Origin of the sequence: Sphingomonas aurantiaca (assembly GCF_003050705.1) — a bacterium.
Lineage (GTDB): Bacteria > Pseudomonadota > Alphaproteobacteria > Sphingomonadales > Sphingomonadaceae > Sphingomonas > Sphingomonas aurantiaca.
Genome location: NZ_QAOG01000001.1, coordinates 1,024,469 through 1,046,709 on the forward strand (window position 1 = coordinate 1,024,469; position 22,241 = coordinate 1,046,709).

Genomic DNA, 22,241 nt, shown 5'->3' on the forward strand with positions numbered 1-22,241 from the left:
ACCGCGCACTGCCCTCAGTTGGCGACGTCCCCCAACTGGGCCCCGGCCTTCGCCGGGGAGGCGGCCAAAAGGATGGCATGGCCCTTGGGGGCGTGCCCCTACCGCGCCGCCAACACCGCCAGCGCCCGCCCCATCAGCCCCGCGAACCGCAGCTCGTTCACCGCATCGTCCGCGCGGTGCCAGTTCCCGGTCGCGGCATACCAGCGCCCGTCCTTCGCCTGGACGAGATAGTTCAGGCTGAGCACCCCCGGCTCGCCGCCACCCTTGAACCCGACATAGCGAAACCGCGCCGCGATCCCCGGATCGACGCCGGCATTGACCGCCAGGATCGCCCGGGTCGTGTCGTCCGCCGCACGCAACCGATCCAGCAGCCCCGCCATCGCTGCCGGGCTGGCAAACCATTCGACGCTGTCGACCGCCACGGGCTTGCCCGCAAAGACGCTCATGTCGAGCTTCGTCGTCGCAATCTTCACCGCATGGTCGACCAGCAGCGCGCGCCGGCCGACGACCGACCCGGCAGCCCACTGCTTCGCCAGCGCGGGATCGCCCTTCAGCGCGAACATCTCCCGAGTCGTCATCACGGGCACGCTGCCGCCCGCGCCCTCCGCCATCGCATCGACCTTCGCGCGGCCGAGCGTCGTCAGCAGCGTATCGGTCGCGGTGTTGTCGCTGATCGAGATCATCAGCGTCGCCAGCGTCTGCAAGGTCGCAGGCGATCCCGCGGGCCAGGTCTGCAGCACGCCGGAGGGGAGCGACGGCGCACCGACCTTCACGACATCGGCCCAATGCCGCTCGTCCGCCGCCACCTGCCGCGCGAGTTCCGCCAGCACCCAGAGCTTGAACGCAGACCCGAGCGGCGCGACGATATCGGCACGATACTCAAGAATCGGCTCCGGCTTGCCGTCGCCGAGCGCGTACAGCCCGAAACCGCTGGCCCCCGGCAACGCACGAAATTCCGCCTCGATCTTGGCGAGGCTGTCGTCGCGCGCGGCGGTGCCGGTGATCAGCAGACCGGTCGCGGCATGCGGCGCGGCCGGATCGAGCGCGAGGCGAACGCTCGCCGTCCCCCGCGCATAGCCGACGACCAGATCTGCGGACCAGGCCGACGTGGCGGTCAGCGACTCGATCGTCTGCGGCGTGCCGAGAGTCGCCTTCAACTGCGCGACGATCGTCGCGAACTGCGCCTGCGGCACCTTGTCGCGGAAGCTCGCGGCGAAATACGCGTCATACGCGCCGCGTCCGTCGAGGATCGCGACCAGCGCATCCGCCTTTGCCCGCAGCGCCGGATCGGCCACGCCCTGCGCCACCGCACCGACCGGCAGCAAGGCTACCACCAGCGCGACCAGCCAGAGCGTGAGCGCGCGCATCAGTTCTTCAGCTTCCACCCGCTCTTGAGCAACCGGTAGCACAAGGTTGCGAGCACGACGTCGATCACCAGGATCACGATCCCGCCGATCATAACCGGCGAATCGGCGATCCCCAGGAACCCGTAGCGAAAGCCCGAGATGATGTAGAAAAACGGGTTCGCATGGCTGAACGCGCGGAAGGCGGGGGCCAGCTTGTCGACCGAATAGAAGGTGCCCGACAGCAGCGAGAGCGGCGCGATCACGAAGTTGGTGACCGCCGCGGCATGATCGAACTTGTCCGCCCAGATCGACGTCAGCACGCCGAGCAACGCCAGGAACACCGCGCCGAGCAACCCGAACCAGACGATCGCAAGCGGCGCGTGCGGCGTGACGTGCACGCCCGGATACAGCGCCATTGCGGCCCACACCACGACCCCGACGATGACCGCGCGCGTCACCGCGCCACCGACCAGCGCACCCAGCAACTCACCCGTCGACAAGGGCGGCTGGAGATAATCGACGATCGTCCCCTGCATCTTGCCGACCAGCAGCGAGAAGCTCGCATTGGCGAACGCCGGCCCCATCATCCCCTGCGCGATGATCAGGCCGGGGGCGATGAAATCGGCGAACGCGACGATCTGGCCATCGACCGGAACCGGGCTTTTCGCGCCGGTCGCGATGGTGAACACGATCAGAAACAGGAGGGTCGTGATCGCCGGTGCCCACACCGTCTGAAGCTGCACCTTGAAGAAACGGCGCACCTCCTTGATATAGAGGGTTCGCAATCCCTCCCAGTTCACGCTCTTGATGACGGGAACGCCGGGGGCGGAATGCACCGCCGAATGGATTTCACCGATTGGGGGCTGGCTGCTCATGGAGGTTGCGGGTAATCGCTGCCGCTGCTGCCCGCAACCGCTTAACACTGGCCGGCTGACGCTGACTAAGGAACGAATATGTCCTGGACCGACGAGCGCATCGCGACGCTCAAGACGATGTGGGAGGCCGGGCAGACCGCCAGCCAGATCGCCGAAGCGCTTGGTGGCGTCAGCCGCAACGCCGTGATCGGCAAGGCGCACCGCCTCGAACTGCAGGCGCGCCCGTCGCCGGTGAAGCCGAACGATCCCGACGCCAAGGCGGCCGCCGCGACCGAGGCATCCGCACCCGTCGCAGCCGCGGCGCCCGAGCCAGTCGCCGCACCGGAGCCCGTCGAGGTTGCCGCGCCTGCGCCCGCACCGGTCGCGCCGCCCGTCGCCGCTGCCAAGCCCGCCGCGCCCGAACCGGTCGCCGAGGAGCCCGAGGACGACGCGGATGAAGACGAGGACGAGGACGAGGCGGCACCTGCCGTCGCCGCGCCGGTTCGCGCGCCGCAGCCGATCCTGCGCTCGGTCGGCCCCGGCGGCTTCCTCCGCCAGGCCCCCGGCGAGCAGCAGCCGCCGAGCACGCCCGCGCCGCCGCGTCGCCTCGTGCCCGCCAAGCCGTCTGCCGAGATGGCGAACAAGACGAGCCTGCTCGAACTCAACGACCGCATCTGCAAATGGCCACTGGGCCATCCGGGCGAGCCCGATTTCCACTTCTGCGGCAAGGCCGTGAACCCGGGCTTCCCCTATTGCGTCGATCATTGCGGTCATGCGTACCAGGCGCAGCTGCCCCGCCGCGATCGCCGCCCGACGCCACCGCTGCCGTTCGGCGGCCCACGGCCTCGGTGAGGCGCAGGGCGGCCTGCGCCAACCTGGCGCAGGACTCGCCCAAGCCCGGCCGGCGCGGCTCGCCGCGGCCGACGACATGGGCTTTGCCCATGGCGAGCGTGATTTGAAAAGGCCGCTTCCTCGGGTGAGGAAGCGGCCTTTTCAAAACTGCTACCACCTCGACTTCGAGAGGCACCACCCCGGCGAAGGCCGGGGCCCAATCGGGAAGGTCTCGGGAATTGTGCGCTCCGCTCTGTTAGCAACGTTCCCCAGTTGGGCCCCGGCCTTCGCCGGGGTGGTCCGTGTGTTTGCTGGCGAGAATCTTTGCCTTGTTCTCCCGCGAAGGCGGCGGCCCAGTCTGGATCCCCGCCTTCGCGGGAAAAACGCTAGCGGATCGGTAGCAAACCACCGTCGCGCTGGGCAGGACGGTAGCCAAGGCATCCCGAACAAGAAAAAGGCCGCTTCCTCGGCTGGGGAAGCGGCCTTTTCTGTCTCAGCTAGACATGGGCAAAGCCCATGGCGTCGGCCGCGGCGAGCCGCGCCGGCCGGGCTTGGGCGAGTCCTGCACCAGCTTGGTGCAGGCCGCCCTGCGCCTCAGAACCTAAACGCCACCGTGCCGCGCACGCTATGCCACCGGAAATTATCGTCCGACCGCTTGAACGCAGTCCCGGCCGTGTTCGGGGCGAGGACGAAGGGGTTGGTCGCCGGCTGCGTCCCACGCGTGACGAGGACGCGGTAATCGTCGTCCTGATACTGGTGGAACATATATTCCAGCCCGACCGAGACGTTCTTGGCGAGCTTCTGCTCGATGCCGCCGCCGCCGGTGATGCCGAACTGGTTCTTCTTGCCGCTCTGCGCATAGGCGTTGGCGGTGTTGCTTGAATAGAAATCGCGGTTGATCCGCGCATAGCCCGCGCCGAACGTGCCGTAGAACAGCGTCGTGTTGACCGCATAGCCGGCACGGCCGCGGATCGAGGCTTCCCAATCGAGGTCGCGAGTCATCGTGTAGAAGGCGGGCGTGGTCGAGAATGCGGTGACGCTGTCGCGGATGTTCGACTTGCCGAACTCGCCGACGACGCCGACGACGATTTTGCCCATCTGCTGGTCGATCCCGACTCGCGCATAATAGGCCGTGTTGTTCTTGTCGTTGCGACAGCCACGGCCACCGACCGCGGGCGCGGTGCTGCTGGTCGCGGCGCCGTTGCAGAAGCCGGGCGAGAACGCGTTGGCGCCCGTCGCGGTCGTGACCGCATCGCCGAACCGGCCGTCGAGGTTGCGGTCGAACTGGATCGACGACCCCACATCGTTCGGCTGCACGTCATACCCACCGGCCGCGCCGACATAGATGCCGCTGAACGGTGCGGCGTCGTCGGCCATCTCCTGTGCCGCGGCAGGCGTCGCGGCGAATCCCAGTGCGGCGGTCCCGATCAGGGCCACCATCATCGTCTTGTTCATGTTCACTCCCGGAAACATCATGACAGGTTTTTCATAAACGGGGCGGGCGCAGGAATTTCTCCCCGCAACGCAACAATTTGGGCGCGTGTGCCTTTCGAGTAACAGGGAGAACAAACAGAGCCTGTGGCTTTGTCCAGCGCCTGCGGCTACGCTCTGTGCATGGCTGAAGATCTGTTCGCGTCCCCGGGCGCACCCGGCGTCGGCAAACCCGCCGCCAATACCTACGACGCCTCCTCGATCGAGGTCCTCGAGGGGCTCGAGCCCGTACGTCGCCGTCCCGGCATGTATGTCGGCGGCACCGACGAACGCGCGCTGCATCACCTCGCCGCCGAAGTGCTCGACAACGCGATGGACGAGGCGGTCGCCGGCCACGCCACGCGGATCGAGGTGACGCTCGAGGCGAACAACCGCCTGACGATCGTCGACAATGGCCGCGGGATTCCGGTCGATCCGCATCCGAAATTCCCTGACAAGTCCGCGCTCGAGGTGATCCTCTCGACGCTGCACTCGGGCGGCAAGTTCGCGGGCAAGGCCTATGCCACCTCGGGCGGCCTGCACGGCGTCGGCATCAGCGTCGTCAACGCGTTGTCGTCCGACACCGTCGTCGAGGTCGCGCGCGATCGCCAGCTCTACCGCCAGCGCTTCGCCAAGGGGCAGACGCTCGGCCCGATCGAGCATCTCGGGCCCACGCCCAACCGCCGCGGCACCAGCGTCGCGTTCACCCCCGATACCGAGATCTTCGGCACCGAGCTGAACTTCAAGCCGGCGCGTCTCTACAAGCTCGTCCGCTCGAAGGCGTATCTCTTCGCGGGCGTCGAGATCCGCTGGCATTGCGCGCCCGACCTGATCGGTGACGACACCCCCGCGCAGGCGGTCTTCCAGTTCCCCGGCGGCCTGGCCGATCACCTGCGCGACCAGATCGCCGGCCGCGAATGCGCGACCTCCGATTTCTTTTCGGGCTCGCAGGATTTCCCGAGCGCGAACGGCGAGACGCAAGGCCGCGTCGAATGGGCGGTCGCGTGGCCGCTGTGGAGCGACGGCTCGTACAGCTGGTATTGCAACACCATCCCGACCCCCGACGGCGGCACGCACGAGCAGGGCCTCCGCCAGGCGCTGGTCCGCGGGCTACGTGCGTTCGGCGATCTCGTCGGCAACAAGAAGACCAAGGATATCAGCGCGGACGACGTGATGGTCGGCAGCGAGCTGATGCTGTCGGTCTTCATCCGCGAACCGCAATTCCAGAGCCAGACCAAGGATCGCCTCACCAGCCCCGAGGCCGCGGGCCTCGTCGAGAAGGCGGTCCGCGATCATTTCGATCATTTTCTCAGCCACAACATGGATCGCGGCAAGGCGCTGCTGAACTATGTGCTCGAGCGGATGGACGAACGCCTGCGCCGCAAGCAGGAACGCGACGTCAAGCGCAAGACCGCGACCTCCGCGCGTAAACTGCGCCTGCCCGGCAAGCTCACCGACTGTTCCGCCAACTCGCCCGAGGGCACCGAGCTGTTCATCGTCGAGGGCGACTCGGCAGGCGGTTCGGCGAAGCAGGCGCGTGACCGCAAGACTCAGGCGATCCTCCCCATCCGCGGCAAGATCCTCAACGTCGCTTCGGCGACCAGCGCGAAGATCTTCGCCAACCAGGAAATCGCCGACCTGACGCTCGCGCTCGGCTGCGGCACGCGCAAGGACTGTACCCCCGACACGCTGCGCTACGAACGCATCGTCATCATGACCGACGCAGACGTCGACGGCGCGCACATCGCCACGCTGCTGATGACGTTCTTCTTCCAGGAGATGCCCGAACTGGTCCGCCGCGGGCATCTCTACCTCGCGCAGCCGCCGCTCTACCGCCTGACCGTCGGCACCAAGAGCGTCTACGCGCGCGACGACGCGCACCGCGCCGAACTCGAGCGCACCGTGTTCAAGGGCAAAAAGGTCGACGTCGGCCGCTTCAAGGGCCTCGGCGAGATGAACCCGAGCCAGCTCCGCGAAACCACGATGGACCCCGCCACGCGCGGCATGCTCCGCATCACGCTCCCGCAGGAATATGAGGAGCGGGCAGGGGTGAAGGATCTCGTCGACCGCCTGATGGGCAACAACCCCGCCCACCGCTTCGCCTTCATCCAGGAGAATGCGGGCCGCATGGACGAGGAAGCGATCGACGCCTGAGCAAAGGCCAAGGTCAAGCCTAGGTCGCTAGACTCGGTATCTGCCGATCACGCCGTCCAGGACGCCGCAAATTTCTTCGTAACGATCATCTTGCGTAACCAATACATGCGCATACACTGTTCCGATCGCGGCGCGTACGCCGTCGAATGAATAGGGGTATCTGCATGATCCCGTTTGCTTTCGTTTTGCTTCAGGCGGCCGTTTCCAGTCAGGCGGCCGCGCCAGCCCCCGTCGCGCCCGCACATTCTGCCGATGGCGAGGGAAAGACCATCGTGGTGGTCGGTCGGCGGGTCGAGGACAGCGCACGCGCGCTGGCAGCCTGTATCGCGCGGCAGTGTCCGCCGAAGGAGGAGATCGACGCCTCGCTGGCGTATGCGGAGGACCAGTTCCTCGCAGGCGATTATCCCGAGGCGCGGCGCACGCTGGCAAAGGCACGCGGGCGCAACATGCGGTACAAACGCGAATTGCCCGTCGAGGTGGGCGATCTGTTGCGGGCCAGCGGCCGGATGCTGGCGGTGAACGGGCAACGCGATGCCGCGCGCATTACCGCCATCGACTCGCTCGACGCGCTCAAGAGCGGCCTTCCCTCGACCGACCGACGGATCTTCATCCAGCGACTCGCGGTCGGCGACGCGTTCGCCAAGGAGGGCCGCTTCATCGCCGCGCGCGACGTCTACAACAAGGTCGCGAATCAGGCGGCGGCGGCGGGGGACGTCCGGGTCAAAGGCTATGCGCTCTTTCGTATCGCAGGCCTGTACACGTCGATCGCGCCGCTCGTGCCGGCGTATCGGCAAACGGCGTTCGATTCGCTCCGTCGCATCGACGAGACGACCGAACCCGATCTGGCACCGTTTCGCGATGCCGCGAAGTTCCTGCGGTGCCGCCTGCAGGGCACGGGCGTCAACGCCGGGCGCGACTGTATCGCGGCGACGAATACCGATCGTGTCAGCAAGGCCGAACTCATCTACGCGCCGCCGATCGACCTGAACAACTGGCGGCAGGAAAATCCCTCGACCGTGGCGCGGTTGCACGGCGAAGCGACGCCGCAATGGGCCGATGTCGCATTCCGGGTCGCGCCCGATGGAACGGTCCGCGACATCGATACCGTTCGCACGTCGACTAATGTGGATGCGGGCTGGATGAAACTGGTGACCGACGCGCTGGGCGAGCGCCGGTACCGGCCCTTGCAACGCGCCCCGTCCGATGAGGGGCTTCGGCGGATCGAGCGATATTCCATCGTCTACGACGTCGTCAGCATGAAGGGGACGCGGATCCGTGCGCGGTCGTCCGTTCCGCATATCGAGATACTCGATCTGACGGTCGAGCCTGGAATGAGCTGACCAGCCACGGCGGCCCCCGGCCCGTCGTTACCGGTTTGCCGTACCGGGTCGACACAGCGCCCATGGCTGCACCAGCCGGGTCATCGCGCATGGCGTCTAACCGGTGTTGCCCCGGGCGTCTCGGCCTCGTATCAAGCAGCTCGGGCGGCCGATACAGGTCGCCCTCGTTGTTTGAAGGAGCTGCCGTCGTGACCATCACCCCGCTCATGCCCGTCTACCCGCGGTGTGGCGTGCGTCCGGTCCGAGGCGAGGGCGCGTACCTCTTCGGTGAGGACGGCCAGCAATATCTCGATTTCGCCAGCGGCATCGCGGTCAACGCGCTCGGCCATGGCCACCCGCATCTGACCAAGGCGATCGCCGACCAGGCCGCCACGCTGATGCACGTGTCGAACCTGTACGGCAGCCCGCAGGGCGAGCACCTCGCGCAGCGGCTCGTCGACAACACGTTTGCCGACACCGTGTTCTTTACCAACTCGGGTGCCGAAGCGGTCGAGTGCGCGATCAAGACCGCGCGGCGCTATCATTTCGCCAATGGCAATCCCGAGCGTCACACGCTGATCACGTTCGACACCGCGTTCCACGGCCGCACGCTGGGCGCGATCTCGGCGACCAACCAGGCGAAGATGCGCGACGGGTTCGAACCGCTGCTGCCCGGATTCGCCTATGCCACGTTCAACGATCTCGAAGGCGCGCTCGCGCTGATCGACGACAATACCGCAGGCTTCCTGGTCGAGCCGATCCAGGGCGAGGGCGGTATCCGCCAGGCTAGCCACGAATTCCTGACCGGCCTGCGCAAAGCGTGCGACGAGCACGGCCTGTTGCTCGTTCTCGACGAGGTTCAGTGCGGCTATGGCCGAACGGGCAAGTTCTTCGCGCACGAGCTCTACGGCATCACCCCCGACATCATGTCGGTCGCCAAGGGCATCGGCGGCGGCTTCCCGCTCGGCGCGTGCCTTGCGACCGAAGAGGCAGCCAAGGGCATGGTCGCGGGCACGCACGGCTCGACCTATGGCGGCAACCCGCTGGCTATGGCGGCGGGCGAGGCGATCCTCGACGTGATCCTCGAGGACGGGTTCCTCGCGCACGTCACCGCGATGGGCGACCGGTTGCGGCAGGGGCTCGAGCAGATGATCCCCAATCACGATCACCTGTTCGACAGCGTCCGCGGTACCGGGCTGATGCTCGGGTTGAAGCTCAAGAGCGACAGCCGCGCGTTCGTCGCGTTCGCGCGCGATCATCACAATCTGCTGCTGGTATCGGCGGGCGAGAACGTCATCCGCATCCTGCCGCCGCTGGTGATCGACGAGAGCCACATCGCGGAGTGCCTCGATAAGCTGTCGACCGCCGCGCGCGTCTACGTGCCCGCCGCCGACGATTGAACGCCTTTGCGCGGTCACTAAAACCCGTTCGTCCTGAGTAGCCACTGAGCGAAGTCGAAGTGGCGTATCGAAGGACTGGCCCGCTTGGGGCACTGTCCTTCGATATGGGTCTTCGGCTTCGCTCAGCCCCTACTCAGGACGAACGGAACTTTTCACGGGGTCCGTTACCATGAGCAACCGCCATTTCCTGAATCTCACCGACGCGGGCGCCGACGGCATCGCCGCGATGCTCGCCGACGCGCTCGATCGCAAGGCCGCGCGCGCCGGCTTCCCCAAGGGCCGAGCCGACACCGACGCGCCGCTCGCCGGCCACACGCTGGCGATGGTGTTCGAGAAGAACTCCACCCGCACGCGCTTCTCGTTCGACATGGCGATCCGTCAGCTCGGTGGCACCTCGATCGTGTCCGACGCAGGCTCGATGCAACTCGGCCGCGGCGAGTCGGTCGCGGATACTGCGCGCATCCTGTCGGGCTATGTCGACGCGATCATGATCCGCACCGACGATCACGCCAAGATCGAGGAGATGGCGCATTACGCCAGCGTCCCCGTCATCAACGGCCTGACCGACGCGTCGCACCCGTGCCAGATCATGGCCGACCTGCTGACGATCATCGAGAGCGGCAAGACGCTGCCCGGCCTCAAGGTCGCATGGCTCGGCGACGGCAACAACGTGCTCGCCTCGATCGTCGAGGCGGCCGGGTTGATGCAGTTCGACGTCGTCGCCGCCTGTCCGCAAGGCTATCAGCCGACTGACGCCGACGTCGCGCTCGGCAAGGGCCGCGCAAAGGTCGTCGCGTCGCCGCAAGAGGCGGTCGAGGGGGCGGACATCATCGTCACCGACACCTGGATCTCGATGGGGCAGACCGACTCCGACACCAAGCTGAAGGCGCTGACCCCGTATCAGGTCGACGCCGCGCTCATGGCGATGGCCAAGCCCGACGCGAAGTTCCTCCACTGCCTCCCCGCGCACCGCGGCGAGGAGGTCACGCCCGAGGTGATCGACGGCCCGCAGTCGCTGATCTGGCAGGAGGCCGAAAACCGCCTCCACGCGCAGAAATCGGTGCTGCGCTGGTGCTTCGGGCAGATCGGTTGAAGGGCCGGGGCGAGCTCCCCATTTTCATCCTTCGCCTGCCCGTCATCCCAGCGAACGCTGGGATCTCCCGATAACGGAGACTGCCCCTGCGGCACGAGATCCCAGCGTTCGCCGGGATGACGGACGGCGTTGTGATGACGAGGTGAAGCTTTGAACGACCCCAACATGACCGATCTCGACCGCGCGCTGGCCTTCGCGATCCCCGCGCGCAGCGCACGCGGTCGGATCGTCCGGCTCGGTACCGCACTCGACGAGGTGCTCGCCGCGCACGCCTATCCGCCCGCGATCGAGAAGCTGCTCGCCGAGGCGCTCACGCTCGCCGCGCTGATCGGCTCGACGTTGAAGGACGCCAGCGGCCAGCTGACGATGCAGACTCGCACCGACAATGGCGTCGTCCAGCTGCTCGTCTGCGATTACCGCGGCGGCGAAGTCCGCGGCTACATTGAATATGATGCGGACAAGCTCGCCGAGGCCCCCGCCGAGCCATCGCTGTTCGCGCTGTTCGGCGCCGGCTATCTCGCGATCACCTTCGACATGGCGAGCAGCAACGAGCGCTATCAGGGCATCGTCCCGCTCGACGGCGACACGCTGTCGGAGGCGGCGCAGAGCTATTTCACCCAGTCCGAACAGATCCCGACGATGGTCCGCACCGGCATGGCCAAGGGGCCCGACGGTCGCTGCGTCGCGGGCGGGCTGTTCTTACAGCACCTGCCCGAGGGCGAGGATGGCCGCGAACGGCTGCACACGAAGCTCGATCATCCCGAATGGGAGCATGTCGCCACGCTCGGCAATACGATGGGCGCGGACGAGCTGACCGACGCGACGCTGCCGCTCGAGACGCTCGTGTGGCGGCTGTTCAACGAGGAGGAGGACGTCCGCATCCTCGCCGACATCCCGATCACGCGCGGCTGTCGCTGCGATCCCGACTATATCAAGGGCGTGATCTCGAAATTCCCGGTCGAGGAACGGCGATCGATGGCGGACGAGACGGGGTTCATCGTCGTCGACTGCGCGTTTTGCGCCAAAAAATTCCCGGTTCCGGTCGAAGACTGATGCTGCGTCGCACCTGATCTAGGTAAGGCGAGGAATTAATGTCTTATTTACCCATTTCGGGTATATAGTCGGCTGTGCTTTTAGTTCGGCACGTTTTTTCTCCCTAGTGGCGCGGTTCGCGCCAACCTCAGGGGCCGCCTCACCGGGCGGCCCCTTTCTTTTTGCCCGCCGCTGGCCTAGCGAACGGCGCATCATGACATCTCCTGCTCCCTATGCGGTCGCCCTCGTCTCGGGCGGTCTCGACTCGATGGTATCCGCGGCGCTCGCGCGCGAAGCCGGCCAGCGCGTGCTCGCGCTCTCCTTCGACTATAACCAGCGCCACCGCATCGAACTCGATGCCGCGCGCCGGGTCGCGCAGGCGCTGGGGGCCGAACGCCACATCGTCCTGCCGATGGACCTCTCGGCGTTCGGCGGCTCTGCGCTCACCGCCGACATCGACGTGCCGAAGGACGGCGTCGGCACCGAGGACGGCGGCGGCATTCCCGTCACCTATGTCCCCGCGCGCAACACGATCTTCCTGAGCCTCGCGCTCGGCTGGGCGGAGGCGTCGGGTGCGCGCGACATCTATATCGGCGTCAACGCGCTCGATTATTCGGGATATCCCGACTGCCGCCCCGAGTTCATTGCCGCGTTCGAGGGCCTGGCCGAGCTCGCGACCAAGGCCGGCGTCGAGGGCGACCCGTTCCGCATCCAGGCGCCGCTGCAAATGATGACCAAGGCGGACATCGTGCGCGAAGGCACGCGTCTCGGGCTCGATCTCGGGCTCAGCTGGTCGTGCTATGACCCGACGCCCGACGGCAAGCATTGCGGCGCGTGCGACAGTTGTCGCCTGCGCTCGAAGGGGTTCGAGGACGCCGGGATCGCCGATCCGACCGTCTACGCCGCACGCCCCGGTACGGAGCACGGCTGAGCGATGAGCTATGCGGTCAAGGAGATGTTCCTGACGTTGCAGGGCGAGGGCGTGAACGCCGGTCGCCGTGCGGTGTTCGTGCGGTTTGCCGGCTGCAATCTCTGGTCGGGACGCGAACAGGACCGCGCGACCGCGGTGTGCCGGTTCTGCGATACCGAATTCGTCGGCACCGATGGGCTTGGCGGCGGCAAGTTCGCCGATGCGCAGGCGTTGGCTTCAGCGGTCGCGGGCTTCTGGGGCGAAGGCTCGCAGGACCGGTTCGTCGTGCTGACCGGGGGCGAGCCGATGCTGCAGATTGACGACGCGATCGTCGATGCGCTCCACGCGCACGGCTTCCGGATCGCGATGGAGAGCAACGGGACGATTGCCGCACACCCCGGCATCGACTGGATCTGCGTGAGCCCCAAGGCGGGCAGCGTCGTCGTCCAGCGTACGGGGCACGAACTCAAGCTGGTCTGGCCGCAGCCCGGTACGGATATCGACGATGTCGAGACGTGGGACTTCGCGAACCTGCTGCTCCAGCCGCTCGATGATCCGCGTGCAGACGCGAACCGCGAGGCCTGCGTCGATATGGTGATGGAGCGGCCGCAATGGCGGCTGTCGCTCCAGACGCACAAGCTGCTGGGCCTGCGCTAAACCACCGGGCTCCGGCCCCGCACATCATGGCCCCGGGAAGGAAGGGGCGACATGCGCGGGGCCGGCGCGATCCTCAACGCCCGGCGATGCCGACGCCTTCCGGCGGCCAGTTCTGCGCGCCGCACTTCTTGGCGACCCATTCGCCCTTCTTGTCCCAGCAGATCGCATCGAGCCGCGGCATCGGGGCATTGCGGTCGCGACCGATATAGCGGGGGAAGCGCTGCTCGCCCCACGGGATCAGGCTGTTGCGCAGCTCGCGCGAGCGCGCCAGCGCGACATCGGCGAAATGCCCGCGCGGTGCGAACACCGCGTCGCGGCCGATCGATGCGGCGGTCTGGCAGAACCCATATTGCGCGGCGACCGTGGCGAAGCTGGAGTAGGTGCGCGTCCCGAACTGGTCGAGCGCGGCCTGCCCGGCCTTGAGGCCAGCCGCCTTGTTCACGCGAATGAAGTATTTGGTCAGCGTATCGAACGCGCCCTTCAGCTCGTCACCATGATCGGCGAGGATCGAGTTGTAGTTCGGCACGGTCAGCAGCGTCGGCTCGAACTGGCACTGCAACGCAGCGACGTTGAGCGCGGCGCGCATATGCCACACCAGCGCGGCGCGCGTTTCGGCGGACGTGGCGCCGGGCAGGGGCTGGCCGAGATCGGCCTCGTCACCGACCACTGCCGCACCCGAAAAGTCGCGCGACTGCAGGAAAAACTGCGCCGATGCCGACTGCGCTACGGCAAGCCCGCTCGACGCCACGCAGAGCGCGAGCGCAGTACGCAACACTTTCATTCAAACCTCCCCAGGGGCATTCCAAGTCGACGAATCTAAAGCGTTTCCGTCAAACCCCCAAGCGATTTTAACCTTTTGGGCAGCACGATTTCACGCGTCCAGCATACCGATTCGACGGCTGCGAAACGACCCAGCTTTACCGCCATTCATGCCCTGATCGGACCGCCTGATCCACCCCCGGCAAGCCCGCAACGCGAAAGGACCGCCCGGTTGCCCGGACGGCCCTTCACACTAGCAATGTCTTCGAAGGCCGTCCGCCAAGGCGGCTGGCCCTCGCGACGATTACATCGCGTTGTTGGTCATCATGGTGTCGTTCGACATCATCGTGTCGTTCGCCATCATGCTGTCGTTGGCCATCATGCCACCGTTCGACGCACCGTCAACGGCGGTCATGTTGTCGGTCATGGTGTCCATGCCCTCGGTGGCGTTCATGTCGGTGACCATCGTGTTGTCGGTGGTCGTCTCGGTCTTCGGACCGCAGGCCGACACGGCGAGTGCCGCGCTGGCGATCAGCGAACCGGTCAGGACCTTGGAAATGAGTGCACGCATGTGGAAGCTCCCTAGATAGAGGATTTGGCTGGCTGCTCGCCCTTAATACCCAAATCGTAGTGGACATTAATCCGATAACGCTTTGCCCTCAAGCCTCGTTTTCTTGAGGACAAGAAACTGTTTCAAGGAAAGCATCGACCGTCAACGCAAGCGCAGCGTCGAAGGTTGCAAGGTCCGCCGAAATGCCAAGCGATTGCAGGCTGGTAACGCCGTACTCGGGAAGGCCGCACGGGACGATGCCACCAAAATGGGCCAGGTCGGGTGCCACGTTCACCGAAAAGCCGTGGAGCGTCACCCAGCGTTTCACGCGCACGCCGATCGCACCGATCTTCGCTTCACGTCCGTTTTCCAGCGTCCAGATGCCGACGCGGCCATCGACCGCGAACGCCTCGACGCCCAGTTCGCCGAGCGCCGCGATCACCCAGGATTCGAGCGCATGGACGTAGCAGCGCACGTCGCGCCCGCGCTTGGTGAGGTCGAGCACGACATAGCCGATCCGCTGGCCCGGCCCGTGATAGGTGTATTTGCCGCCGCGTCCGGTCGGGATCACCGGAAAGCGTGCATCGATCAGGTCGCCGGGCTCCGCGCTGGTCCCCGCGGTGTAGATCGGCGGGTGCTCGAGCATCCACAGCAGTTCGCGCGCATCGCCGGCGCCGACCGCGGCCGCGCGCGCCTCCATCTCGGCGAGCGCATCGGCATAGGGGGTGAGGCCGGCGCTGGTGCGCCACTCGATCTCGGGGGGAAGGGGGCTGGTCACCCCTCCCAATTGCGCACCCCGGCCCCAAGTTGCAACTCCGACGCGCCCAGCACCTATCCCGCAACCTTGTGGTCAAGCGCGGGGGCTTGGGCTAGTCCGCGCAGGAACGGGAACGGGGAGTTCGGCGCATGGTGAAGATGGGAACGGTCTGGGACCGCACGATCGAGGTGCTCAACGGGCGCACCGGCATGATCGCGCCGATCGCGCTGCTCGGCATGCTGCTGCCCAGCGTCGTCCGCGACGGCTTTGCGGCCTATTCGACGCCGGGCACGATGCAGTTCGCCCTGGTCGGCATCGTCCTCGCGATCGGCACGCTGGCGGCGATGCTGTGGGCGCAACTCGCGATTGTCGGAATCGCGACCGATCCCGCCACCGACGCGGCCTCCGCGCGTCGCCAGGCGAGCGCGCGCCTGCTGCCCGCGCTCGGCATCACCGCGCTGCTCACCGCCCTCGCGATGCTGCTGGCGGTGCCGCCGGTGATCGTCCTGCTCCAGTCGGGGTTCGATTTCGCCGCCGCCGCCAATGGCACCAGCGCGCAGATGACCGCGCCCAGCGCGGGTGCGGCCGGGTTCACCGCACTCTATGGCCTTGCCTATCTGGTGGTGGCGATCTGGATCGGCGCGCGGCTGGTGCTGCTCAACCCGGTCATCCTTAACGAACGCCGCGGGATCGGCGCGATCCGCCGCTCGGTCCAGCTGACCAAGGGTCTGACATGGCGGATCATCGGCGTCCTGATCCTGTTCGCGATCGTCATGCTCGTCTCGACCTGGGCCGCGCAGTCGGTGACGGGGATCATCTTCCGCCTCGCGCTCGGCGCCGACGGAATCGTCACCGCCACCTTCCTGTCGGGCATCGCCGCGACGATCGTCACCACCGCCTTCACCGTGCTCGCCGCGGTCTTCACCGCGCAGCTCTATGTCGCCGTCAGAGAGAAACACGCCGCCCCATGAAGCTCGATTTCGCGACCGTCCTCACCGATGCCTGGACGCTGTTCAAGCGCGACCGCGACCTGTTGCTGCGGATCGCCGCGCCGTTCCTGTTCCTGCCCGCCTTCGCGCTCGCGCTCGTCGTCCCCGATCCGCCGATGCCGGTGGCGGGCGCCGGCGACAACGAGGCGCAGGCGATGGCCTGGGCCGACGCGGTACAGACCTGGGCGGCGGCGCATGGCGGCTGGTACCTGCTCGCCTATGTGATGAGCTTCTTCGGCACGTCGCTGTTCTACGGGCTGTATCTCGACCGCGACAAGCTCGACCTGCGCCAGGCGCTGACCCGCTGCCTGCGGATCTTCCCGCGCTTCCTGCTGGCGATGGTGATCGTGTCGCTGCCGGCGGGGGCAGGGTTGCTGCTCTATGCGATCCCCGGCCTCTACATTCTCGGCCGGACGATGCTGACCGGCCCGGCACTGTTCGCGGAGGCGCCCCTCGGCGCGCTCGGCGCGATCCGCCGGAGCTTCGTGCTGAGCCGCGGCGCGGGGTTGCCGCTGATGGGGCTGGCGGCGTTCAGCTACATCTCGGGCTGGCTCGCTGGTGCGCCGTTCATGATGCTCGACCGCGCACTGCGCGAGGGGGGTGAGCCCAACCCCGTGGCGCTCGTGATCGTCGATGCCGGCGCCGCGGTGGCGGCCATGGCGGCGGGCATCGCGATGGCACTGATCGCGATCTCCGCTTACCGCCGCCTGGCACGGTAGGGCGCGGCCTCAGTGAGCCGCCAATGTCTGCGGGCACGTAGGCGTGTTGCGGCGCACTGCCTGCCGGGAAGGTACGCACCAGCTGCTCCCTCTCCCCTCTGGGGAGAGGGTTGGGGTGAGGGGTTGGGGCAGTTGCCAGCGTTTCCGCCTGGGGCTGCCCCTCACCCCGCCCCTCTTCCCAGAGGGGAGAGGGAGTTTCGGTTGCGACTTCTTCGACGCCGGAGCTTTGGGCTTCGTGTTGCGCCTGCTGGCTCGATGCTCGCGGGAAACCCGTCTCAGGTCTACCCCAGCGTCCCCAGATACGGAATCTGCGGCGCGGTCTCCGGCGGCAGCACCCCCGAGACCCGCGGATCGGGAAACGTCTCGATCGTCCGCTTCACCGCCACGAACCCCTGCGCGCGGTAGAAGCCGAGCGCGCTCGGATGATCGAGCGTGCACGTATGCAGCCACACCCGCGTCACCCCCTTCGCCCAGGCCCGCGCGCAAGCTTCGGCCATCAGCCATCGCCCATGACCTTGCCCCGCCAGTTCAGGGATCAACCCGAAATACGAGATCTCGCACGCGCCCGCCTGCCGGAAATCGAGTTCGAGCATCCCCACCTCGATCCCCGCCGGATCGAGCGCCGCGTACACCGCGATCCCCGGATCATGGACGATCGCCGCCAGCACATCGTCCGCCATCACCAGCCGCGAGAACCACAGCCACGGGCCGCCGACCCGCCGGAACAGTGCGCGATATTTCTCCAGCGCGGGCCGCTCCCATCGCACCAGCCGCAACCGCGAGCCCGGGCTTGGCCGCAGCGGTGGCCGCGTCCGCATCTCCAGCGTCGTGACGATCGTCGCGAGGACGTCGCCTGCGACCGGGATCAGCGCCATGCGGTCAGGACCACACCGCGCGCGGCGGCAGGCTCATCAGGATCGCGTCGATATTGCCGCCGGTCTTCAGCCCGAACAGCGTGCCGCGATCGTAGACGAGGTTGAACTCGGCATAGCGCCCGCGCCATTCGAGCATCCGCGCCTCGTCGGCCGCATCGAACGGCGTGTTCATCCGCCGCCGCACGATCCGCGGATAGGCATCGAGGAACGCCTCGCCGACGTCGCGCGTGAACGCGAAGTTAGTCTCGAAATCGCCGTCGAGATGATCGAAGAAGATCCCGCCCACGCCGCGGCCGACCTTGCGGTGCGGGATGTAGAAATAGGTCTCCGCCCACTCCTTGAACCGCGTGTAGTGCGTCGGATCGTGCGCGTCGCACGCGGCCTTCATCGTCGCGTGGAAGTCGGCCGTATCCTCCTCGATCGGCAGCGGCGGGTTGAGATCGCCGCCACCGCCGAACCAGCGCTTGGTGGTGTTGAGGAAGCGGCAGTTCATGTGCACCGCGGGGACGTGCGGGTTGGCCATGTGCGCGACCAGGCTGATCCCGGTCGCGAAGAAGCGGGGGTCTTCGCCCGCGCCGTGGATCGACTTGGCGAACTCGCCTTCGAACGTGCCGCCGACGGTCGAGACGTTGACGCCGACCTTCTCGAACACGCGGCCCTTCATGACGCCCATCACGCCACCGCCGCCCGGCCCGCCCGACGGGTCGACCCGGTCCCACGGCGTGTACGCGAACGCGGCATCGGAACCCGCCTCGCGCTCGATCGCCTCGAATTCTGCGCAGATGCGGTCGCGAAGCGATTCGAACCAGTGGCGGGCGGCGGCTTGCTGGGGGTCGAGTTCGATCATGGCGCCACCCCTACCAAATCCTCCCCGGCACGGGGAGGGGGACCGTTCGGCTACTTGGCCGAAGGGTGGAGGGGGATTGCCACGAGCGTAACGACCGTGATGACGAGGCGGGGCGTTTGTGGTGAGCCCCCTCCACCATGCTTCGCACGGTCCCCCTCCCCGTGCCGGGGAGGATTAGCTCGGCCAGCCGCCCGTCTGCCGCAACGCCTCCGCCGCGACGATCCCCGTCGCCACCGAGATGTTCATCGATCGCAGTCCCGGCCGCATCGGGATCAGCACACGCAGGTCGGCGCGCGCATGGACCTCCTCGGGCACGCCGGTCCCCTCGCTCCCCATCAGCAATATGTCGTCGTCGCGGAACGCGGCCACGTCCAGCCGTACCGCGCCCTTGGTCGTCAGCAGCACGATCCGCCCGCTCGCCTGCGCGAGGAACGCGTCCCAATCGGCATGGCGCACGACGTCGACCGCGCCGACATAATCCATGCCCGAGCGCGCCACGGCCTTTTCGCTCCAGGTAAATCCCATCGGTTCGATCAGATCGACGCCGATCCCCATGCACGCGGCGGTGCGCAGGATGGCGCCGACATTTCCGGCGATATCGGGCTGATAGAGGGCAATACGCATACCCGATCCTCTAGCGCGCCGAGCGTCCAAGGGTAACCCAAAGCAAAAGGGAGTTGGCAAAGCGCGGTCCCGCCGTCTATCAGACGATAGCCTCCGTGGGGACGGTCGGGCGGATTGGGCATAGGGTTTTGCGAAACCGACAGCTTAGACCGTCACGAAAAAAATAACGTGCAAGGGCGAGATGAATGGCGACAGTCGACGACATGGTTCCTCCCGGCGAATCGCCAGAGCCGTTTCACGAAGAGGCCCATGACCCTCGCCGCCGTGATTTCATCAATATCGCCGCCGTCTCGTTCGCCGGGGTCGGCGCGGTCGCGATCGTCCTGCCGCTCATCAACCAGATGAACCCCTCGGCCGACGTGCTCGCACAGTCGACCACCGAGATCGATCTGTCGAAGATCCTCCCCGGCCAGGCGATCAAGACCAGCTTCCGCAAGCAGCCACTGTTCGTGCGCAACCTGACGCCAAAGGAAATCTCGGAAGCCGACGCGGTCGATATCTCGACGCTGCGCGATCCGCAGACGCTCGAGCAGCGCACCAAGGCGGGCAAGAAGAACTGGCTGATCACGCTGGGCGTCTGCACGCATCTCGGCTGCGTGCCGCTCGGCGCGGGCGAAGGCGAGAACAAGGGCCCGTTCGGCGGCTATTTCTGCCCGTGCCACGGCTCGGCCTACGACACCGCCGCGCGCATCCGCAAAGGCCCCGCGCCGTCGAACCTCCACGTTCCGGACTATGCCTTCAATTCCGACACCGTCGTCACGGTAGGCTGAGGAAAACATCATGAGCTTTCCCTGGGCCAAGCAATACGAACCGAAGCTGCCGCTGACGCGGTGGCTGGATGAGCGGCTTCCCGTTCCCCGGCTCGTCTACAATTCGCTGGGCGGCGGCTATCCCGTCCCGCGCAACCTCAATTATTTCTGGAACTTCGGCGTCCTCGCCGGCGCCGCGCTGGCGATCCAGATCATCACCGGCATCGTGCTGGCGATGCATTACGCCGCCAACGGCGCGGTCGCGTTCGACTCGGTCGAGAGCATCATGCGCGACGTCAACGCGGGCTGGTTCCTGCGCTATGCGCACGCCAACGGCGCGTCGATGTTCTTCATCGTCGTCTACACGCACATCTTCCGCGGGCTCTATTACGGCTCGTACAAGGCGCCGCGCGAGATGGTGTGGCTGCTCGGCGTGGTCATCTTCCTGCTGATGATGGCGACTGCTTTCATGGGCTATGTCCTTCCCTGGGGGCAGATGAGCTTCTGGGGTGCGCAGGTCATCACCGGGTTCTTCTCGGCGATCCCGCTTGTCGGCGACACCATCCGCATCTGGCTGCTCGGCGGATTCGCGCCGGACAACGCCGCGCTCAACCGCTTCTTCTCGCTGCATTATCTGCTGCCGTTCGTGATCGCGGGCGTCATCATCCTGCACATCTGGGCACTGCACATCCCCGGCTCGAACAACCCGACCGGCGTCGACGTGAAGGGCGAGCAGGACACCGTGCCGTTCCACCCCTATTACACCGCGAAGGACGGCTTCGGGCTCGGCATCTTCCTGCTCGTGTTCGCCAGCCTGTTGTTCTTCTTCCCGAACTATCTCGGCCACCCGGACAATTACATCCCGGCGAACCCGCTCTCGACGCCCGCGCACATCGTCCCCGAATGGTATTTCTGGCCGTTCTACGCGATCCTGCGCGCCTTCACCGCGGACTTCATCCTGCCGGCAAAGCTCTGGGGCGTGCTGGCGATGTTCGGCTCGATCCTGCTGCTGTTCTTCCTGCCCTGGCTCGACAGCTCGCCGGTCCGTTCGATGAACTACCGGCCCAAGGCGCGGATCGCGTTCTGGGTGCTGGTCGCGGACATCCTGGTGCTCGGCTATTGCGGTGGCGCGCCGGCCAACGCGTTCTACGTGATCCTCAGCCAGATCTGCGCGGCCTATTATTTTGCGCATTTCCTGATCATCCTGCCGATCATCTCGCGCTCCGAGCGTCCGCGGCCGCTGCCCAACTCGATCACCGAGGCCGTGCTGGCCAATCACGGTGGGACGAGCCCTGCGCAGACCGCCCTTGAGACGTCGCCGACGTCGTCCACGCCGCACGCCGCGCACTGATACGAACTCGAGGACACACACATGGTTCGTCTCATCGCATCCATCGTCGGCGCGGCCTTCGTGCTGGTGCTCGGCATCGCGCTCTTCGGCAGCATCTCGGGGGCGATCACCGACCCCGTCGCGCCGTCGGCCGAGAGCGTCGCGCACAAGCATCCCAAGGAACTCGAGCTCGCCTCCAACGGCGTGTTCGGCAAGTTCGACCGTCGCCAGCTCCAGCGCGGCTTCCAGGTCTACAAGGAAGTCTGCTCGGCCTGCCACTCGCTGCGGCTGGTCTCGTTCCGTGACCTGACCAAGATCGGCTATACCGACCCCGAGGTTAAGGCGATCGCCAACCAGTGGGTGATCGAGCAGCCGTCGATCAACCCCGAGACGGGCGAGCCCGCGACACGCAAGAACATCCCGTCGGATCGCTTCCCGCTGCCGTTCGCCAACGAGGTCGCCGCGCGCGCCGCGAACAACAATGCGCTGCCGCCCGATCTCTCGCTGATCACCAAGGCGCGCGAGGACGGCACCGCCTATGTCCACTCGCTGCTGACCGGCTACACGACGCAGCCCGCTGCGCTGCTGAAGGAATTCCCGGACATCAAGACGCCCGAGGGTCTCCATTACAATCCATATTTCGCGAACCTCAACATCGCGATGCCGCCACCGCTGACCGCCGATGGTCAGGTGACCTATGCGGACGGCACGAAACCGACGATCGAGCAGATGTCGACCGACGTCTCCGCGTTCCTCACCTGGACCGCCGAGCCCAATCTGGAGGCGCGTCACGCCGCCGGGTTCGCGTCGATCATCTTCATCCTGATCTTCTGCGGGCTTGCCTGGGGCGCGTATCAGAACGTCTGGCGCGACGTTAAGCATTGATGATCGCAGGGCTCCCACGGTAAGGGCGCACGGATAGAGGGAGCGGCGGACGGGCGAACAGCCCGATCCGCCGCTTTCGTTTTGGCCGTAG

At 66.6% G+C, this 22,241-nt stretch carries 22 protein-coding genes; 13 read left to right on the forward strand and 9 right to left on the reverse strand.

The window, feature by feature from the left end; all coding sequences use genetic code 11:
• Positions 1–98: 98 nt before the first annotated feature.
• On the reverse strand, positions 99–1,367 hold the full coding sequence (locus tag C8J26_RS04755) for a serine hydrolase (protein WP_107956880.1): 1,269 nt from the start codon (positions 1,365–1,367) through the stop codon (positions 99–101).
• Positions 1,367–2,221 carry an ABC transporter permease gene (locus C8J26_RS04760; protein ID WP_107956881.1) on the reverse strand — a complete coding sequence of 285 codons (855 nt, stop codon included), beginning with the start codon at positions 2,219–2,221 and terminating at the stop codon, positions 1,367–1,369. The genes C8J26_RS04755 and C8J26_RS04760 overlap by 1 nt, the downstream gene beginning before the upstream one ends.
• Before the next feature lie 78 nt (positions 2,222–2,299).
• Here C8J26_RS04760 and C8J26_RS04765 point away from each other — a divergent pair, with 78 nt between their 5' ends.
• Positions 2,300–3,052 carry a GcrA family cell cycle regulator gene (locus C8J26_RS04765; RefSeq protein ID WP_056411606.1) on the forward strand — a complete coding sequence of 251 codons (753 nt, stop codon included), beginning with the start codon at positions 2,300–2,302 and terminating at the stop codon, positions 3,050–3,052.
• A 573-nt stretch (positions 3,053–3,625) separates the two neighbouring features.
• Here the strand turns inward: C8J26_RS04765 and C8J26_RS04770 are convergent.
• Positions 3,626–4,486 carry an outer membrane protein gene (locus tag C8J26_RS04770; RefSeq protein ID WP_244185156.1) on the reverse strand — a complete coding sequence of 287 codons (861 nt, stop codon included), beginning with the start codon at positions 4,484–4,486 and terminating at the stop codon, positions 3,626–3,628.
• 159 nt (positions 4,487–4,645) lie between these two features.
• Between C8J26_RS04770 and parE the strand changes: the two genes are divergently transcribed.
• From parE to queE, 7 genes are all read left to right on the forward strand, one after another.
• Positions 4,646–6,655 (forward strand): DNA topoisomerase IV subunit B, encoded by a 2,010-nt coding sequence (gene parE, locus C8J26_RS04775; protein WP_107956882.1) that lies wholly within the window; start codon positions 4,646–4,648, stop codon positions 6,653–6,655.
• A 164-nt stretch (positions 6,656–6,819) separates the two neighbouring features.
• Positions 6,820–7,995 carry a hypothetical protein gene (locus C8J26_RS04780; RefSeq protein ID WP_107956883.1) on the forward strand — a complete coding sequence of 392 codons (1,176 nt, stop codon included), beginning with the start codon at positions 6,820–6,822 and terminating at the stop codon, positions 7,993–7,995.
• Between the two features lie 188 nt (positions 7,996–8,183).
• Positions 8,184–9,374, forward strand: a complete 1,191-nt coding sequence (locus C8J26_RS04785) for an aspartate aminotransferase family protein (RefSeq protein WP_056411600.1) — start codon at positions 8,184–8,186, stop codon at positions 9,372–9,374.
• Between the two features lie 169 nt (positions 9,375–9,543).
• The gene (gene argF / locus C8J26_RS04790; RefSeq protein WP_107956884.1) at positions 9,544–10,467 is read left to right on the forward strand and encodes an ornithine carbamoyltransferase; all 924 of its coding nucleotides are present in this window, start codon (positions 9,544–9,546) and stop codon (positions 10,465–10,467) included.
• Positions 10,468–10,632: 165 nt separating this feature from the next.
• Positions 10,633–11,520: an Hsp33 family molecular chaperone HslO gene (gene hslO, locus C8J26_RS04795; RefSeq protein ID WP_107957079.1), complete on the forward strand. Its 888-nt coding sequence runs from the start codon at positions 10,633–10,635 to the stop codon at positions 11,518–11,520.
• Positions 11,521–11,713: 193 nt separating this feature from the next.
• Complete coding sequence (gene queC, locus C8J26_RS04800; protein WP_107956885.1) at positions 11,714–12,430, forward strand: 7-cyano-7-deazaguanine synthase QueC; 717 nt, start codon at positions 11,714–11,716, stop codon at positions 12,428–12,430.
• Between the two features lie 3 nt (positions 12,431–12,433).
• Positions 12,434–13,066 carry a 7-carboxy-7-deazaguanine synthase gene (queE, locus tag C8J26_RS04805; RefSeq protein WP_107956886.1) on the forward strand — a complete coding sequence of 211 codons (633 nt, stop codon included), beginning with the start codon at positions 12,434–12,436 and terminating at the stop codon, positions 13,064–13,066.
• Positions 13,067–13,139: 73 nt separating this feature from the next.
• On the opposite strand, the gene C8J26_RS04810 is transcribed toward queE, so the two are convergent.
• The 3 genes from C8J26_RS04810 to lipB form a co-directional block, all read right to left on the reverse strand.
• Positions 13,140–13,847, reverse strand: coding sequence for a hypothetical protein (locus tag C8J26_RS04810; protein WP_107956887.1), 708 nt, complete (start codon positions 13,845–13,847; stop codon positions 13,140–13,142).
• Between the two features lie 282 nt (positions 13,848–14,129).
• Complete coding sequence (locus C8J26_RS04815) at positions 14,130–14,396, reverse strand: hypothetical protein (RefSeq protein ID WP_056411591.1); 267 nt, start codon at positions 14,394–14,396, stop codon at positions 14,130–14,132.
• Between the two features lie 88 nt (positions 14,397–14,484).
• The gene (gene lipB / locus C8J26_RS04820) at positions 14,485–15,153 is read right to left on the reverse strand and encodes a lipoyl(octanoyl) transferase LipB (protein ID WP_167398772.1); all 669 of its coding nucleotides are present in this window, start codon (positions 15,151–15,153) and stop codon (positions 14,485–14,487) included.
• Positions 15,154–15,281: 128 nt separating this feature from the next.
• Here lipB and C8J26_RS04825 point away from each other — a divergent pair, with 128 nt between their 5' ends.
• Both C8J26_RS04825 and C8J26_RS04830 read left to right on the forward strand, forming a co-directional pair.
• Positions 15,282–16,103: a glycerophosphoryl diester phosphodiesterase membrane domain-containing protein gene (locus tag C8J26_RS04825; RefSeq protein WP_107956889.1), complete on the forward strand. Its 822-nt coding sequence runs from the start codon at positions 15,282–15,284 to the stop codon at positions 16,101–16,103.
• Positions 16,100–16,840 carry a hypothetical protein gene (locus C8J26_RS04830; protein ID WP_107956890.1) on the forward strand — a complete coding sequence of 247 codons (741 nt, stop codon included), beginning with the start codon at positions 16,100–16,102 and terminating at the stop codon, positions 16,838–16,840. Before C8J26_RS04825 ends, C8J26_RS04830 begins: the two co-directional genes overlap by 4 nt.
• Before the next feature lie 281 nt (positions 16,841–17,121).
• Here C8J26_RS04830 and C8J26_RS04835 read toward each other — a convergent pair whose 3' ends face one another.
• The 3 genes from C8J26_RS04835 to C8J26_RS04845 all read right to left on the reverse strand — a co-directional run bounded on the left by C8J26_RS04835 (position 17,122) and on the right by C8J26_RS04845 (position 19,186).
• Complete coding sequence (locus C8J26_RS04835; protein WP_107956891.1) at positions 17,122–17,715, reverse strand: GNAT family N-acetyltransferase; 594 nt, start codon at positions 17,713–17,715, stop codon at positions 17,122–17,124.
• Positions 17,716–17,719: 4 nt separating this feature from the next.
• The gene (hemF, locus tag C8J26_RS04840) at positions 17,720–18,562 is read right to left on the reverse strand and encodes an oxygen-dependent coproporphyrinogen oxidase (protein ID WP_107956892.1); all 843 of its coding nucleotides are present in this window, start codon (positions 18,560–18,562) and stop codon (positions 17,720–17,722) included.
• A gap of 174 nt (positions 18,563–18,736) precedes the next feature.
• A complete protein-coding gene (locus tag C8J26_RS04845; protein ID WP_107956893.1) occupies positions 18,737–19,186 on the reverse strand; it encodes a tRNA (cytidine(34)-2'-O)-methyltransferase in 450 nt (149 codons plus the stop codon).
• A 203-nt stretch (positions 19,187–19,389) separates the two neighbouring features.
• On the opposite strand from C8J26_RS04845, the gene petA reads away from it, so the two are divergent.
• The 3 genes from petA to C8J26_RS04860 are packed head-to-tail and all read left to right on the forward strand — an operon-like array spanning position 19,390 to position 22,150.
• A complete protein-coding gene (petA, locus tag C8J26_RS04850) occupies positions 19,390–19,956 on the forward strand; it encodes a ubiquinol-cytochrome c reductase iron-sulfur subunit (RefSeq protein WP_056489394.1) in 567 nt (188 codons plus the stop codon).
• 10 nt (positions 19,957–19,966) lie between these two features.
• The gene (locus C8J26_RS04855) at positions 19,967–21,286 is read left to right on the forward strand and encodes a cytochrome b (RefSeq protein ID WP_107956894.1); all 1,320 of its coding nucleotides are present in this window, start codon (positions 19,967–19,969) and stop codon (positions 21,284–21,286) included.
• Positions 21,287–21,307: 21 nt separating this feature from the next.
• Entirely contained in the window at positions 21,308–22,150 is an 843-nt protein-coding gene (locus C8J26_RS04860; RefSeq protein WP_107956895.1) for a cytochrome c1, read from the forward strand.
• Positions 22,151–22,241: the final 91 nt, after the last annotated feature.

Coding starts and splice junctions, on each gene's coding strand:
- hemF (WP_107956892.1), bottom strand. CDS start 18,562: ATGATCGAACTCGACCCCCAGCAAGCCGCCGCCCGCCACTGGTTCGAA.
- queE (WP_107956886.1), top strand. CDS start 12,434: ATGAGCTATGCGGTCAAGGAGATGTTCCTGACGTTGCAGGGCGAGGGC.
- C8J26_RS04825 (WP_107956889.1), top strand. CDS start 15,282: ATGGTGAAGATGGGAACGGTCTGGGACCGCACGATCGAGGTGCTCAAC.
- argF (WP_107956884.1), top strand. CDS start 9,544: ATGAGCAACCGCCATTTCCTGAATCTCACCGACGCGGGCGCCGACGGC.
- hslO (WP_107957079.1), top strand. CDS start 10,633: ATGACCGATCTCGACCGCGCGCTGGCCTTCGCGATCCCCGCGCGCAGC.
- C8J26_RS04835 (WP_107956891.1), bottom strand. CDS start 17,715: ATGGCGCTGATCCCGGTCGCAGGCGACGTCCTCGCGACGATCGTCACG.
- C8J26_RS04815 (WP_056411591.1), bottom strand. CDS start 14,396: ATGCGTGCACTCATTTCCAAGGTCCTGACCGGTTCGCTGATCGCCAGC.
- C8J26_RS04810 (WP_107956887.1), bottom strand. CDS start 13,847: ATGAAAGTGTTGCGTACTGCGCTCGCGCTCTGCGTGGCGTCGAGCGGG.
- C8J26_RS04780 (WP_107956883.1), top strand. CDS start 6,820: ATGATCCCGTTTGCTTTCGTTTTGCTTCAGGCGGCCGTTTCCAGTCAG.
- C8J26_RS04860 (WP_107956895.1), top strand. CDS start 21,308: ATGGTTCGTCTCATCGCATCCATCGTCGGCGCGGCCTTCGTGCTGGTG.
- C8J26_RS04830 (WP_107956890.1), top strand. CDS start 16,100: ATGAAGCTCGATTTCGCGACCGTCCTCACCGATGCCTGGACGCTGTTC.
- C8J26_RS04755 (WP_107956880.1), bottom strand. CDS start 1,367: ATGCGCGCGCTCACGCTCTGGCTGGTCGCGCTGGTGGTAGCCTTGCTG.
- petA (WP_056489394.1), top strand. CDS start 19,390: ATGGTTCCTCCCGGCGAATCGCCAGAGCCGTTTCACGAAGAGGCCCAT.
- C8J26_RS04760 (WP_107956881.1), bottom strand. CDS start 2,221: ATGAGCAGCCAGCCCCCAATCGGTGAAATCCATTCGGCGGTGCATTCC.
- C8J26_RS04855 (WP_107956894.1), top strand. CDS start 19,967: ATGAGCTTTCCCTGGGCCAAGCAATACGAACCGAAGCTGCCGCTGACG.
- parE (WP_107956882.1), top strand. CDS start 4,646: ATGGCTGAAGATCTGTTCGCGTCCCCGGGCGCACCCGGCGTCGGCAAA.
- C8J26_RS04845 (WP_107956893.1), bottom strand. CDS start 19,186: ATGCGTATTGCCCTCTATCAGCCCGATATCGCCGGAAATGTCGGCGCC.
- queC (WP_107956885.1), top strand. CDS start 11,714: ATGACATCTCCTGCTCCCTATGCGGTCGCCCTCGTCTCGGGCGGTCTC.
- C8J26_RS04765 (WP_056411606.1), top strand. CDS start 2,300: ATGTCCTGGACCGACGAGCGCATCGCGACGCTCAAGACGATGTGGGAG.
- C8J26_RS04770 (WP_244185156.1), bottom strand. CDS start 4,486: ATGAACAAGACGATGATGGTGGCCCTGATCGGGACCGCCGCACTGGGA.